Below are 13,581 nucleotides of genomic sequence, written 5' to 3' on the forward strand. Positions count from 1 at the left end.
GGCTCGGTCACACGCGATGCTGGCGCCCATGTTGCTGTCGCCCCACTTCTCCCTCGAGGAGCTGACCGCCACCTCGCACCGCGAGCTGGACAACACGCCCACGCCCGAGGTCGCGACGGTGCTGGCCGACACCGCCCTGCGCATGGAAGCCGTGCGCACCCTGCTCGGCGGCGAGGCCATCCACATCAATTCCGGCTACCGCTCGATCGGCGTCAACCACGCCGTGGGCGGGGTCCCCAACAGCGCCCACCTGACCGGCCACGCCTGCGACTTCATCTGCCCGGCGTTCGGCGCGCCGCTCGAGATCTGCCGCGCGCTCGCCGCCTCGGCGATCTCGTTCGACCAGGTCATCGAGGAAGGCACCTGGGTGCACATCAGCTTCGCCCCGACCCTGCGCCGCCAGGTGCTGACCAAGAAGGCCGGCGGCGGCTACGCCCTGGGCCTGCCAGAGGAAGGATAATCCATGTCCGACGCCAACACCGCCCCGCCGCCCGCGCCCAAGGCCCCGACCCAGAGCATGACCCTGCAGGGCGCCGTGCTCATGGTCCTGCTGCCGGTGATCACGCCGATCGCACAGAAGTACCTGGGCGTCGACCAGGACACGCTGGTGAAGGCCTTCTATGCCGCGGGCACCCTGATCGGCTTCGCCATGGTGTGCATCGGCCGCGTGCGCGCCAGCCGCCCGATCGGCTGACGTGGCGGCCTTCGTCCTGATCCTTCACGTGCTGCAGGCTCTGGCGCCGGCCATCGCGCTGGCGCTGATCGGGGCCTATGGCGCGAAGCAGAAGCAGGCCGGGGCCCAGCTCGAGGCGGCGGCGACCGACGCCGCCACGGCCACGACCGAAACCGCCATCGCCCAGGCCGAGGTCGCCGCGCCGGCGACCGCCCCGGCGGTCGTCGACCAACTTAACGCAGGGGAGTTCTGACATGGTCCACATCCTGGTGTGGCTGGCGATCGTCGCCGTAGGCGCTCTCGCCTTCATCGCGGGCCTGTTTTGGCTGATCATCCTGTTTGCCGGGATGGGTGACAAATGACCCACCACCCCGCCCTGCCGCCCGGCGTGCCGCACGACAGCCCGCTCGGCCAGAAGATCCTCGGCGGCGACAAGCCGGCCAAACGTGAGAAGGGCCGCCAGCCGCCGTCCAAGAAGGCGCTGGTCGACCGCATCCGGGACGGCGAGGCATGAACCGCCTCCTCGTCCTGGCCGCCACCTGCGCCGTGCTCAGCGCCTGCGCGACGCGAGCCCCGGCGCTGAAGGCCGTGTGCCCGCCGGTCAGGCCCTACAGCCTCGCCGAGCAGCAGGCGCTGGCCACGGCGCTCGCCGCCCTGCCGCCCGGCTCGCCGCTCGCCCAGGCCATGGTCGACTATGGCCGCGAGCGCGCCGCGCTGCGCGCCTGCGCCCAGAGCAGCACGCCGGGGCGCACGCCGTGACCTTCGCCGCTGACGTCCAGGCCCTCGCCGTGGCGGTCAGCCTCACCCATTGCGCGCTCGTCGAGGTTCGACGGCGCCGTCGTCATCGTAGCAAGGAGAAGACAATGCCGGTTTCCCAAGACGTCGAGGACTTCTGCGGCCAGCTCGGGCCGCGCGTGCAGGCCAAGGTCGACGAAGCGGTGACCGCCGCTCTGGCCGGCGCCCAGGATGCCCAGGCCAAGGCCGTGGCGGACGCCCTGGCCCAGGCCCAGACCGACGCCCTGGCGGCGCAGGAGAAGGCGGTGGCCGACGCCCTGTCGCAAGCGCAGCAGGATCACGCCGACGAGGTGGCGGCCCTGAAGTCCGCGCTCGACGCGGCCACCAGCCCGGCGCAGCCGCCGGCCGACACGGCCCAAGGCGGCCAGAACTAGTACCGACCGGCGGGGGCCCAGGCCCCCGTCGCCACATGCGGGGGCGTGATGACGACGGAACCGATCGTGACGACCGGCGCTATTAGCGCGCTGATCGGCGGCGTGGGCGCCTTCTTCACCACCCTGCTGGTCCGGCGGTCCAAGAAGGCGGAGAACGCCGAGGTCCAGGTGAACCTAGCCGGCGCGTTCCAGAAGCTGTGCGACGAACTCGGCGAAGAGGTCGACCGCCAGGGCGTGCGCATCACCGAGCTGCGCGCCGACAACCACACCCTGCGCAATCGCATCAGCAGCCTGCAGCAGCTGGTGCGCCTGTTCGAGAAGCGCGAAGCCACCCTCGAGGCGGTGATCCTGACACTCGGCGGCGTGGTCCCCGACCGCGAGCCGGCCCTGGCCACCTGACCCCCGAAGTCGGACGTCCGACTTCGCCGAAGTCGGATTGTTCGCGGAAAGTTCCCATTGCGCCGCCACGGCCGTTGGACTAAGCCCCCGCCCTCGCAAGGCTTTCCGCCGGCGCGGGTGCATAGCTCAGTTGGTAGAGCAGCTGACTCTTAATCAGCGGGTCGTAGGTTCGAATCCTACTGCACCCACCACTTCCGTTCGCATCCTGGCGACCGTGGTTCCGGAACATCCGGGACAGGCCGGGCTGCCGGCCGGGCCCGCGCGCTCGGGGCAGGCGGCGACCAAAGCTTAAGCGAAATCTGGAGCTTCGCCGCAGGGGAGCTTTTTTGTGTTCCCGATGTGTCAAAATTTAAGCTGAACAATTCCAATAGCTTAGCCGGTAACTGCATGAAAAAGCGGGATTCCAAGCTCCGCTGCGACGGAACTCACTTGGTTAAGCTGGGGTTTCTTGGGCCGATCGGCGCCGGGACGGCTGGTGTCGATCAACGAACCCAGAGGACTCCCCATGCTCAAAGCGTATGTTTCGACCAAGACCCGCCTGATGGACGTGCGGGACCGCGTCGCCGGCCTGCGCCGCGACGAGAGCGGCGCCGCCATGATTGAATATGCCCTTGTGGTCGGCCTCGTGGCCGTGTTGGCCGTCACGGCCCTGACCGCCATGCAGACCCAGCTCAGCACCGCCTTCAGCACCATCACCAACAAGCTGTCGGCCATCCACTAGCCGGTTCGGGGGTTGCGGCATGCGCAGCGTCGGCCTGGTTCTCGTGGCGCTTTCGATCCTGCTCGGAAGCGCCGCCCTCTGGGGTCTGAAGGTCCTCGGCGCCTCCCGCGCCGAGGCCGGCCCCGCGGCCGCGCCAATCCCCCGGACCGAACTGGTGGTCGCCGCCAGGCCCATCGGCTTCGGAGAGGCGATCACGCCCGACGCCCTGAAGGTGCAGCCGTGGCCCGCAGGGGCTGCGCCGGCCGGCGCCTTCAGATCCATCGGCCAGGTGACGGGCGCGGGCCGCAGGCTCGCGCTCGCGCCCATCGCGGCCAACGAACCGATCCTCGCCGAGCGGGTGTCCGGGCCTGGGGGCCGGGCGACGCTGGCGGGACTGATCCGCCCCGGCTACCGCGCCAGCACCCTGCGCGTCGATGACGTGCTGGGCGTGGCGGGCTTCGTCTTGCCGGGGGACTCGGTGGACGTGCTGGTCACCCGCCCGGACGGCGCCGACAAGACCCAGATGCGCAGCGACGTGCTGCTGCGCGGCGTGCGCGTGCTGGCGGTCGATCAGCTTGCCGACCAGGACAAGAACAAGCCCGTGGTCGCCAAGGCCGCCACCCTCGAGGTGACGGCGATCCAGGCCCAGAAGATCGCGCTCGCCTCGCAGGTGGGCGCCCTGTCGCTCGCCTTGCGCAGCGCCGAAGACCCGGTGGCGGGGGCCCCCGGTGAAGCGTCCAGCATCCGCGTGGCGGATCTGCGTGATGGGGCGGACGGCGCCCCTGTCCGGTCGGGTCCGCATCGCCCGCACCGCGGCCACCGCGGCGCATCCGCGCCCGACGGCCCCTCGGTGCAGGTCTATCGCGGGTCGGAGGTGACCCGCGTCAGCGTGGCGGCGGAATAGCGGAGGACCGAGCCTACCGAGTTTTGGAGAGAGGGACAGGGGATGGCCGATCTTACGGCCGGGATCAGCGATTGGACCATGCGCGCGCTCGCCTTCGCGGGCGCCGTGCTGCTTGTGTTCGGCACGGAAGCCCGCGCCGCGCCGCAGGCGCCGCAGGGCGCCGTGCGCCCGATCGTGGCCGACGCGTCCGGCTACGGCGGCCAGCTCGCCCTGCCCATCGGCGGCTCGCGGATCCTGAAATTCAGCCAGCCTATCGGCAAGGTGATGGTGGGTGACCCCAAGGTCGCCGACGTCATCCCCCTGACCGACCGCACGGTCTATGTGCTCGGCAAGGCGGCCGGCGCCAGCAGCCTGACGGTGCTCGGCGCCGCCGGCAGCCGGCCCATCGCCACCCTGGACCTGAAGGTCGGCTTCGACCTCGAGGCCCTGCGCCGCGCGCTGCACGACATCATGCCAGGCGAGGCCCTGGAGATTTCCTCCGAGGGGGACGGCCTGGTGCTCTCAGGCATCGCCAGCTCCTCGGCCGCCGCCGCCCGCGCCCAGGCGCTCGCCGAGCAGTTCGCGCCGCAGAAAGTCGTCAATCTCGCCAGCGTCCGCGGGGCGGAGCAGGTGATGATCTCGGTGCATGTCGCCGAGGTGCAGCGCTCGGCCCTGCAGCAGCTGGGGATCACCGACCTTCAGGGCAGCTTCACCGACGCCGGCGCGATCACCCTGCCGGACTTCGCCAAGAACACCGGCGCCATCGCCAACCTGATCGGCAGTTTCCGGGTGGGCGGCCGGGGCAACCTGCAGACCCTGTTCAACGCCCTGGAGTCCAAGGGTTACGCCTCGGTGCTGGCCGAGCCGACCTTGACGGCGCTCTCGGGAGAAACCGCCGTGTTCTTCGCCGGCGGCGAGTTCCCGGTGCCGGTGCCGCAGCTGAACGGCGGCGGCCAGTCGCAGATCACCGTGATCTACAAGCAGTACGGCGTCAGCGTCGCTTTCACGCCGACCGTCTACGGCGACACCATCAACCTCCTGGTGGCCCCCGAGGTCAGTGCGCTGGACAAGGAGAACAGCGTCAATCTCCAGGGCTTCACCATTCCCGGCCTCACCACGCGCCGGGCCAAGACCACCGTCGAGCTGCGCAACGGCGAGAGCTTCGCGATCGCGGGCCTGATCAAGCGCGACTTCTCCGACAGCCTGCGGGGACTTCCCGGCGCCACGCGCCTGCCGCTGTTCGGGGCGCTGTTCCGATCCACCGCCTACGCCAACAACGAGACCGAGGTGGTGATCATCGTCACCGCCCATCTCGCCAAGCCGACCCAGCGGACCAACCTGCTGCTTCCCACCGACACCCGCCACGCGCCCGGCGAGGCGGAGCTCTATCTGGGGCCCACGGTGGACAAGCCGAATGGCCCGACGCGCAGCGGCGCCGCGCCGGGAGAAGGGCCGAAACAATGATCCGTCCCCTCACCCTCGCCCTTGGCGCCAGTCTGCTCGCCGGCTGCGCGGAGCGGCTGGACGCGCCACTGTCGCCAACCTTCGGCCAGGCGGTGGCCAGCATGGACGCCCAGATCGTCCCCGCCACGCCCGGCGACGCACCGCCGGAAGGCTCGGCCGCGCGCGGCGTCGCCGCCATCCGCCGCTACGAAAAGGGCCAGCCCAGGCCGCTCGAACCGGCGAGCACCTCGACCCAGGGCGGCGCCTATGCCAGCGCGCCGCAGGATGCCCCCAAATGATCCAGCCCGGAGCCAAGTCATGAAGACCGGACGCCACGTGCTTGTCGCCGCCGTCGACGGGGAAGTCGTCGCGGCCGTGGGCGGGGCGCTACAGGGCCTGCGCAACCTGAGCCTGGAGATCGCCCGCCCGGATGGCGGCGGCGGCCTGTGGGCCAAGGCGGCCCGCGCCTCCGCGGTGATCCTGGAGGTCGACGCGCGCTCCAACGGGGCGCTCACCTTCGTGAAGCGGCTGGCGGGCTCCGCGCGGGACGGCCGGCTGATCGTCGTCGCGCGGTCGGCCAGCGGCGAGGATGTCCGGGCGCTGTTTCGCGCCGGCGCCTCGGACGTGCTGACCGGATCGCTGACCGCCGAGACCCTCCGCGCCAGCCTCGCCGAGGTCCTGCAGGCCGAGAGCGGGGCCCAGCAGGAGCCCGGCGCCGTCATCTCCGTGATCAAGGGCGGCGGCGGGGCCGGCGCCACCACCCTGGCCCTCAACCTCGCCGCCCTCCTGGCGCAGGGCGACGACAAGCGCCGGCGGCCCGGGCGAAGCGCCGCGGTGCTGGATTTCGACCTGCAGTTCGGCGACAGCGACCTGGCCCTCGACCTGCAGGCGCGCAGCTCCATCCTCGACCTCCTGCGGGCCAGCGAACGTGTCGATCCGAAGTTCCTCGAAGGCGTAATGACCGAGCACGCCAGCGGTCTGAAGCTGCTGGCCCCGCCACCCTCCGTCCTGCCGCTCGACGCCCTCAACACCGACTTCGCCGTCGAACTGGTGGACTACGCCGCCCAACTCTTCCAGCGCACCATCATCGACCTGCCGGCGGCCTGGACCGACTGGACCCTGCCGGTGCTGGCCCGCTCCGACCTGGTCGTGCTCGTCACGCCGCCCACGGTCCCGGGCGCGGTCGGCGCGCGGCGCATGCTGGACGCGCTGAAGAGCGCCGGCGTGCAGCCGCCGACCTTCCTGGTGATCAATCGCCTGCAGGGCCTGCTGGAAGCCTTCGAGAAGCCCAGCCGCATCGGCCGCAGCCTGGAGATGCCGGTGGACGCCGCGCTGCGCTTCGATCCCGCGGCCATCAAGGCGGGTGACCGCGGCGAGCTGGTCTCGAGGGCCTTCCCCAACGCGCCGCTCTCCAAGGACCTGCGCGCCTGCGCGGCCAAGCTGGAAGGCCGGCTGGAAGCGCTGAAGGCCGATGCGGCGTTCACGGAGCTGGCGGCATGAGGCTGACCTTCGACGCCCCGACCCTGTCGAAGGCGCGCCTGCGGGCGGTGCCCGCGGAGCCGCGCAGCTTCGAGGCTGAGCCCTGGCTCGGCCAGCCCGACGACGGCTACTTCGCGCTGAAGACCGAGATGCACCGCCGGCTGATCGAGCGGATGAATCTGGCCCAGCTCAACCAGCGCTCGCCCGAACAGGTGCGCGAGGAGGTGAGCGACCTGATCGCCACCCTGCTCAAGGAGGACAACCATCCGCTGAACGAGGACGAGTCGGTCCGGCTGGTCGACGACCTGATGCACGAGCTCCTGGGCTTTGGGCCGCTGGAGCCGCTGCTGCAGGATCCCGATGTCTCCGACATCCTCGTGAACACCGCCCGCGAGGTCTATGTGGAACGCTTCGGCCGGATCGAGCTGACCTCCGTCCGCTTCGCCGACGAACAGCACCTGCTGCGCGTGATCGAGCGCATCGTCGACAAGATCGGCCGCCGCATCGACGAGAGCCAGCCCATGGTCGACGCCCGCCTGCCCGACGGCAGCCGCGTCAACGCCGTGGTGCCGCCCATCGCCGTCGATGGGGCGATCCTGTCGATCCGCCGGTTTTCGCGCACGCCCTTCGACCTCGACCGGCTGGTGGCGAGCGGCGCCATGGACGAGCCCTGCGCCACCCTGCTGCGCGGCCTCGTCGCCAGCCGCTTCAACATCCTGATCTCCGGCGGCACGGGCACCGGCAAGACGACCCTGCTCAACGCCATGTCCCAGAGCATCGGGGGCACGGAGCGGATCATCACCATCGAGGACGCCGCCGAGCTGCAGCTGCAGCAGCGCCACGTGGTGCGGCTCGAGACTCGTCCGTCCAACATCGAGGGCCGCGGCGAGGTCACCCAGCGCGAGCTGGTCCGCAACGCCCTGCGCATGCGCCCCGATCGCATCGTGGTGGGCGAGGTCCGCGCGGGCGAAGCCTTCGACATGCTGCAGGCCATGAACACCGGCCACGACGGCTCCATGACCACCATCCACGCCAACACCCCGCGCGACGCCCTCTCGCGCCTCGAACAGATGATCAGCATGTCCGGCCTCGATCTCGCGCCGCGCACCATGCGCGCCCAGATCGCCAGCGCCATCAATGTGGTCGTCCAGCTCCGCCGCTTCTCCGACGGGGCGCGGCGGCTGGTGAGCATCCAGGAAGTGCAGGGCATGGAGGGCGACGTCATCACCCTGCAGGAGATCTTCCGCTTCGAGCCCATCGAGACCGACGAGCGCCAGCGGGTGCGCGGCCGGTTCACCTGGACGGGACTTCGGCCCACCTTCCTCGACGCGTTCCGGGCCCATGGCGCCGCCATTCCGGAGGGCCTGGTCGGATGAGCGGCGCGGCTCTGCACCTGGCGTGGCTGATCCTGGCGGCGGCGCTGGCCACCGCGGGATACGGCGGCTGGCTGCTGGCCAAGAGTTTCGGCGGCCCGAGCCGCAGCGTCGCCCGGCGCCTCGCGCGCGCCACGCCCGCCACCCCGGGCGCCGAGCCGGCGGAGGCGGACGACGAGCCGTTGTTCCTCTGGATCGATCACCACCTGCCGTGGATCGCGCGGCGCCTCGCCTCGGCCAATGTCCCCTTCACACCCTCGCAGGTGGTGCTGAGCCAGGTGGCGCTGGGGGCCATCTCCCTGCTGCTGTTCGACCTGGCTGGCGTTCCTTCGGGGGCAGCCGTGCTGCTCGCCTGCGCCCTGGGCTTCGGCGGCCCGCTGATGATCCTGGCCTCGCTCGCCGAGCGGCGCCGCAAGCGCTTCGTCCATCAGATGCCGCAGGCGGTCGACCTGATCGCCCGCAGCCTTCAGGCCGGCCACCCCGTGGCCACCGCCATGTCCGTCGCCGCCCAGCAGATGACCGATCCGTTCGGGCCGGAGCTGAAGATCGTCATCGCCGAGATGAACTTCGGCCTCGACCGCGATACCGCCCTGCGCAACCTCGTGAAGCGCTTCCCCGCCCCCGAGCTGCGCATGTTCGCGGCCTCCCTGGAGATCACCCGCGAGACCGGCGGCAATGTCTCCGAGGTGCTGTTGGGCCTCGCCGATCGGCTTCGCCAGCAGGCGCAGCTGCGCAAGAAGATCGAGGCGCTCTCCGCCGAGGGCAAACTGTCCTTCTGGGTGGTCTCCGCCCTGCCGCTGCTGGCGGGCGGGGCGATCCTGGCGCTGCGGCCGGCCTACTACCACGACGTGGCCTCCGATCCGCTGTTCTGGCCGATGATGAGCGCGCCGCCCCTGCTGCTGTGCCTGGGCGGCTTCATCATCTGGCGCATGATCAATTTCCGGGTCTGAGGCCATGCTGTCCTGGTTCGCCTTCATCGCCGGTTTCCTCGCCCTGGCCTCGCTCGCCGCCGGGCTGGGGCTGATCGCCCTGGTGGACAACCGCTTCGACACGCGCCTCGGCGCCCGCCTTCAGGCGCCGACCGAGCGCGCCCGGCCGCGCGATCTGCAGCCCGCGGTGACGCAACTGCTCAGCCGCTGGGGCGCGCGGGCCGGCCGCGGGGCCGTCGAGCAGGACAAGCGCACGGCGCTGCGCACCCGGCTGGTCCGCGCCGGCTTCTATTCCGACCGGGCCGTGGAGATCTTTTTCGGCCTGCGCGTCGCCGCGGCCGCAGGCCTCGCCGCGGCGGGCTTCGGCTTGGCGCTCGTCACCCACCAGACCGGATTGATGGCGATCGTCATCGTCGTGACCGGCGCGAACCTCGGGCTGTTCCTGCCGAACCTGCTCCTGGAGCGGCGGATCGCCGAGCGGCGCCGCGCCATGCGGGTGGCCCTGCCGGACGCCATCGACCTGATGATCGTCAGCGTCGAGGCCGGCGCCGCCCTCAGCGCGGCCCTGCAGAGGGTCGCCCGCGAGTTCGACGACCTCCACCCGATCGTCAGCGAGCAGTTCGGCCTGATGCTGATGGAGATGCAGGCCGGCGCCAGCCGCGCCGAGGCCCTGGCACGGCTCGCCGCCCGCACCCCCTCCGACGAGGTGGGCGCGCTCACCAGCATGATCATCCAGTCCGAGGCGGTGGGCGCCAGCCTCGGTGGCGCGCTCCGGGCCTTCTCCGAGGAGCTGCGCAAGACCCGCCACCTGGACGCCGAGCGCCGGGCGGCCGAGCTGCCAGTGAAGATCGCCTTCCCGCTGGTGTTCTGCATCTTCCCGGCCATGTCGGGCGTGCTGTTCACCCCGGTGGTGATCCGCATCTTCCGCACCTTGCTGCACGGGTGAGCCATGTCGCCGCTCGCCCTCGCCGCCTTCTGCCTGCTGCTCGCGCTCGCCGCGGCCAGCGACATCGCCCGCTACCGCATCCCCAATCCGCTCTGCGTGGCGCTCGCCGTGGGCGCCCTGATCCTGGCGTTTCCGCATGATCTGTCCGAGGGACTCTCGCGCGGCGCCTCGCTGCTGCTCATCGGCGGGGCGGCGCTGGGACTCTACCTCGGGGGCCTGCTCGGCGGCGGCGACGCCAAGCTGCTGATGGCCGCGGCCCTGTGGATGCCCGTGCAGAGTCTGCCGGCCTTCCTGACGGCGCTGGCCGTCGCCGGCGGCGTGCAGGCCGGCGTGGTGCTGGCCGCCCGCGCGGCTGCCGGTCCGGACCTGCCGCGCCGCGGCGCGCGCATGCCCTATGGCGTGAGCATCGCCGCCGCCGGTTTCGTCTGGGCGCTGCTGCAATGGAGCGCCGCATGAGCCTGCGCCGGCTGCTCCGAAGCGAGGACGGCGCGGCGATGGTCGAGTTCGCCTTCGTCCTGCCGATGTTCCTGGTGATGATGGCCGGTCTGTTCGATGGCGCGCGCCTGATCAACACCAGCCTGCAGGTCCAGGCCTCCGCCCAGGCCGGCGCCGCCTACGCCGCGATCCACGGCTTCGACTCAGCCGGGATCCAGACCGCGGTCGCCCAGGCGACGCCGCTCGGCGCCCAGGCCACCCCCGCGCCGACGGAGTTTGTCGGCTGTCTCGTCGGCAAGCCGATCGGCCAGGGCGACAAGTGCACGGGCGACAATCCGCTCGGCTCCTATGTGACGGTCACCGCCCAGGCCTCGTTCACCCCGCTCGCGCCCTGGCCCGGCCTGCTGTGGCCAAACGCGCTGACCGCCCAGGCCATGGTGCGGATTTCATGATCCCCGCGGCCATCCTGCGAGCCCTGCGCCGTCTGGCGCGCCGCGACGACGGCGCCGTGCTCGTGGAGTACGCCTTCGTGCTGCCGGTTCTCCTGCTGATGGTGTTCGGCCTGATGCAGCTTGGCGGCATGGCCTGGACCAAGGCGGCGCTGAACTATGCCGTGCAGGAGGCCGCCCGCTGCGCCATCGTGCGGCCGGACCTCTGCGGCAACGCCGCCCAGATCCAGGCCTACGCCGCCTCGCAGACCACCGGCCTCAGCGTGCCCGCCAGCGCCTTCACGGTCACCAATCCGGCCTGCGGGACCGACGTGCGGGCCGATTACACGTACAACTTCATCGTCTCGCCCTACGCGGGCCCTGCGCCCACGATCTCGGCCGAGGTCTGCCGCTCGTGAGGCCGGCGCGCACCCTGGGGCGCCGGCTCCGGCGGCTGGGCGGGGACGAGCGCGGCGCGACGCTGGTGACCACGGCGCTGCTGTTGATGGTGCTGCTCGGATTCCTCGGCCTCGGCCTCGACCTCGGGGTCGCCTACACCGCCCGTCGCTCGGCCCAGAACGCCGCCGACAGCGCCGCGCTGAGCGCCGCCGTCGCCGCCACCAGCGGCGCCAAGAACATCGCCGCCGAGGCCCAGGCGGTCGCCGCTCAATATGGCCTGGCCGACGGCGTCGGCGGCGTCACCGTGGTGGTCAACACCCCCCCGACCTCAGGGACGCACACCAGCAACGACAAGGCGGTCGAGGTGATCATCACCCGGCCGCCGATGGGCTTCTTCTCGACCCTGTTCGTGGCCCACCCCCAGAACATCGCCGCGCGCGCCGTCGGCGTCGCGGGTCAGGCCGGCGGCTGCTTGATGACCCTGGACCCCAAGATGGCCCAGGCCCAACTCTACAACGGGGTCCCGACGGTGAACCTCGTCAACTGCTCGATCTACGACAACTCGAGCGACCCCAACGCCATGCTGGCGAACGGCGGCGTGACGATCAACGCCTGGTCCGTGAACGTGACGGGCGGCATCCTCAAGAACGGGACCGTGACCTTCAACACCGTCGACGGCGTGCACACAGGCGTCGCGGCGACCCCCGATCCCTACCAGGGCACGCCCGTGCCGACGGGCGCCAGCTGCACCCGCACCAACGAGCCCGTGATCAACAGCGGGACCTCGCGCAGCTTCGCGGCGAGCGGCTCCACGCCTTTTGTGTTCTGCGGCAGCGGCCTGACCTTGAACGGCAATGCGACCGCCACCTTCGGCCCGGGCGTCTATGTGTTCAACGGCGGGACATTCCTCATCAACGGCGGCGACACCGTGACCAGCACCAAGGCCGTCTTCATCCTGACCAACGGCGCAAGCCTGATCATCAATGGCAATTCCAACATCAACTTCGAGGCGCCGAACAGCGGGACCTACTCGGGCCTGGCGGTCTTCCAGGACCCCAAGGACACCAATGCGATCATCCTGAACGGCGGCTCGACCCAGACCTTCAAGGGCGCGGTCTACGCCCCCACGGCGGCCATGACGCTGAACGGCACCACCCAGGTGACCAACGGCGGCTGCACGCAGCTCATCGCGGCCTCGATGATCATCAATGGCGGGGTCAACCTTGCCGCCAACTGCGCGGGCGTCGGCGTCAAGCCGATCGGCGGCCAGGCGCCGGGGCTGGTGGAATAGGCCCCTAGTGGCCGCCGCGCACTTCGCTCAGCACCTCCGAGACCGCTTCGACCACCGCCTCGGGATTGTCGCCCTGGATATAGTGGCTGGCGCCGGGCACGATCCGCTGGCGGCCGCGCGTCGACAGGGCGGCGATCTCGTTGTGCATCTCGTACCAGGCCTGGCCGAAGCGGTTGAGCTGCTCGGGCGTCGCGCCCGGGATCTTCGGCGTCACCCCGGCGGTCAGCACCAGCAGCGGCTTGTCGCCCAACGGCCGGCGGGCCGCGTCGGCTTCGCGGGCGTTGGCCTCGCCCGTCGCGCCGTCGAGCTCGGCGGCGACCTCGCGGTAGTGGATCGGGCTCTGGTTGTATTGATAGTGGAAGTGGACGAGATCGGCCGGCATGTCGGCGGGCGGCTTGCTGATGCACAGGCGATACTCCGGGGCGCCTTCGGCGATCGGGCCCTTTTCGAGCAGCATCCGGCAACGCTCCATGGGGGCGTAGTTGATCCGGTTCATCTTGTCGAAGTCCGGGATGATGGCCCGGAAGCGCTCGTTCTGATGGTCCGCTGAAGGGTCCACCAGCACGAAGCCCGCGACGCTGTCGGGATGGCGATAGGCGAATTGCCTGACGATCGGCCCGCCCAGCGAGTGGGCGACCAGCACCACCGGCTTGCCGCGCCCGACGCCCTCCACCACCGCGGCGAGGTCGGCGGCCATGGCGTCCACGTCCCTCGGGCCATGCGCTTCGTCGGAGAGGCCCAGCCCGGCGCGATCATAGCTGCAGACCCGCGTCTGCCGGGCGATCTGCGGCTGCACCTGGCGCCAGCTCCAGGCGCCGTCGCCGAGGCCTGATTCCAGGATCGCCACCGGCCCGCCCGAGCCCTGGCAGAACACCCGCAGCTTGCGCCCGTCGGGGGTCTTCACGAAGCGTGCGACCTCATAGGCTCGCCACCAGGCGCCGATCTCCGGCTTCGGCGCCGGCTGCGCGGTCGCGCCGCCCGCCAGAGCCAGGGCGGCCAAGGCCGCCGGGATCCCAAACCGCTGCATGTCGCAC

20 protein-coding genes and 1 tRNA gene are annotated in these 13,581 nt (G+C 71.0%); 20 read left to right on the top strand and 1 reads right to left on the bottom strand.

The window, feature by feature from the left end; translation table 11 throughout:
* Positions 1-28 precede the first annotated feature (28 nt).
* The 20 genes from VGT80_RS04470 to VGT80_RS04565 all read left to right on the top strand — a co-directional run bounded on the left by VGT80_RS04470 (position 29) and on the right by VGT80_RS04565 (position 12,547).
* Complete coding sequence (locus tag VGT80_RS04470; protein ID WP_327453270.1) at positions 29-460, top strand: D-Ala-D-Ala carboxypeptidase family metallohydrolase; 432 nt, start codon at positions 29-31, stop codon at positions 458-460.
* Between the two features lie 3 nt (positions 461-463).
* The gene (locus tag VGT80_RS04475; protein WP_327453271.1) at positions 464-694 is read left to right on the top strand and encodes a hypothetical protein; all 231 of its coding nucleotides are present in this window, start codon (positions 464-466) and stop codon (positions 692-694) included.
* Position 695: 1 nt separating this feature from the next.
* The gene (locus VGT80_RS04480; protein ID WP_327453272.1) at positions 696-926 is read left to right on the top strand and encodes a hypothetical protein; all 231 of its coding nucleotides are present in this window, start codon (positions 696-698) and stop codon (positions 924-926) included.
* A 105-nt stretch (positions 927-1,031) separates the two neighbouring features.
* Positions 1,032-1,187 carry a hypothetical protein gene (locus VGT80_RS04485; protein WP_327453273.1) on the top strand — a complete coding sequence of 52 codons (156 nt, stop codon included), beginning with the start codon at positions 1,032-1,034 and terminating at the stop codon, positions 1,185-1,187.
* Positions 1,184-1,432, top strand: a complete 249-nt coding sequence (locus tag VGT80_RS04490; protein WP_327453274.1) for a hypothetical protein — start codon at positions 1,184-1,186, stop codon at positions 1,430-1,432. Before VGT80_RS04485 ends, VGT80_RS04490 begins: the two co-directional genes overlap by 4 nt.
* 104 nt (positions 1,433-1,536) lie before the next feature.
* Entirely contained in the window at positions 1,537-1,842 is a 306-nt protein-coding gene (locus tag VGT80_RS04495; protein ID WP_327453275.1) for a hypothetical protein, read from the top strand.
* A gap of 48 nt (positions 1,843-1,890) precedes the next feature.
* Positions 1,891-2,241, top strand: a complete 351-nt coding sequence (locus VGT80_RS04500) for a hypothetical protein (RefSeq protein ID WP_327453276.1) — start codon at positions 1,891-1,893, stop codon at positions 2,239-2,241.
* 115 nt (positions 2,242-2,356) lie between these two features.
* Positions 2,357-2,432, top strand: a tRNA-Lys gene (locus VGT80_RS04505).
* Between the two features lie 314 nt (positions 2,433-2,746).
* Positions 2,747-2,962, top strand: a complete 216-nt coding sequence (locus VGT80_RS04510; protein WP_327453277.1) for a Flp family type IVb pilin — start codon at positions 2,747-2,749, stop codon at positions 2,960-2,962.
* 19 nt (positions 2,963-2,981) lie between these two features.
* On the top strand, positions 2,982-3,845 hold the full coding sequence (cpaB, locus tag VGT80_RS04515) for a Flp pilus assembly protein CpaB (protein WP_327453278.1): 864 nt from the start codon (positions 2,982-2,984) through the stop codon (positions 3,843-3,845).
* 42 nt (positions 3,846-3,887) lie between these two features.
* Positions 3,888-5,288, top strand: a complete 1,401-nt coding sequence (locus VGT80_RS04520) for a type II and III secretion system protein family protein (RefSeq protein ID WP_327453279.1) — start codon at positions 3,888-3,890, stop codon at positions 5,286-5,288.
* The gene (locus tag VGT80_RS04525) at positions 5,285-5,566 is read left to right on the top strand and encodes a hypothetical protein (RefSeq protein WP_327453280.1); all 282 of its coding nucleotides are present in this window, start codon (positions 5,285-5,287) and stop codon (positions 5,564-5,566) included. The genes VGT80_RS04520 and VGT80_RS04525 overlap by 4 nt, the downstream gene beginning before the upstream one ends.
* 19 nt (positions 5,567-5,585) lie before the next feature.
* Entirely contained in the window at positions 5,586-6,767 is a 1,182-nt protein-coding gene (locus VGT80_RS04530; RefSeq protein ID WP_327453281.1) for a hypothetical protein, read from the top strand.
* The gene (locus VGT80_RS04535) at positions 6,764-8,122 is read left to right on the top strand and encodes a CpaF family protein (RefSeq protein WP_327453282.1); all 1,359 of its coding nucleotides are present in this window, start codon (positions 6,764-6,766) and stop codon (positions 8,120-8,122) included. Before VGT80_RS04530 ends, VGT80_RS04535 begins: the two co-directional genes overlap by 4 nt.
* Entirely contained in the window at positions 8,119-9,069 is a 951-nt protein-coding gene (locus tag VGT80_RS04540; RefSeq protein ID WP_327453283.1) for a type II secretion system F family protein, read from the top strand. The genes VGT80_RS04535 and VGT80_RS04540 overlap by 4 nt, the downstream gene beginning before the upstream one ends.
* 4 nt (positions 9,070-9,073) lie before the next feature.
* A complete protein-coding gene (locus VGT80_RS04545; protein WP_327453284.1) occupies positions 9,074-9,994 on the top strand; it encodes a type II secretion system F family protein in 921 nt (306 codons plus the stop codon).
* A 3-nt stretch (positions 9,995-9,997) separates the two neighbouring features.
* Entirely contained in the window at positions 9,998-10,450 is a 453-nt protein-coding gene (locus VGT80_RS04550) for a prepilin peptidase (RefSeq protein ID WP_327453285.1), read from the top strand.
* Complete coding sequence (locus tag VGT80_RS04555) at positions 10,447-10,881, top strand: TadE/TadG family type IV pilus assembly protein (protein WP_327453286.1); 435 nt, start codon at positions 10,447-10,449, stop codon at positions 10,879-10,881. Before VGT80_RS04550 ends, VGT80_RS04555 begins: the two co-directional genes overlap by 4 nt.
* Positions 10,878-11,276, top strand: coding sequence for a TadE family protein (locus VGT80_RS04560; RefSeq protein ID WP_327453287.1), 399 nt, complete (start codon positions 10,878-10,880; stop codon positions 11,274-11,276). Before VGT80_RS04555 ends, VGT80_RS04560 begins: the two co-directional genes overlap by 4 nt.
* On the top strand, positions 11,273-12,547 hold the full coding sequence (locus VGT80_RS04565; protein WP_327453288.1) for a pilus assembly protein TadG-related protein: 1,275 nt from the start codon (positions 11,273-11,275) through the stop codon (positions 12,545-12,547). Before VGT80_RS04560 ends, VGT80_RS04565 begins: the two co-directional genes overlap by 4 nt.
* A 4-nt stretch (positions 12,548-12,551) precedes the next feature.
* Here the strand turns inward: VGT80_RS04565 and VGT80_RS04570 are convergent, their stop codons facing one another.
* Complete coding sequence (locus VGT80_RS04570; RefSeq protein WP_327453289.1) at positions 12,552-13,574, bottom strand: alpha/beta hydrolase; 1,023 nt, start codon at positions 13,572-13,574, stop codon at positions 12,552-12,554.
* Between the last annotated feature and the right edge of the window lie 7 nt (positions 13,575-13,581).

It is taken from the genome of Phenylobacterium sp. (genome assembly GCF_035944335.1).
GTDB lineage: Bacteria > Pseudomonadota > Alphaproteobacteria > Caulobacterales > Caulobacteraceae > Phenylobacterium.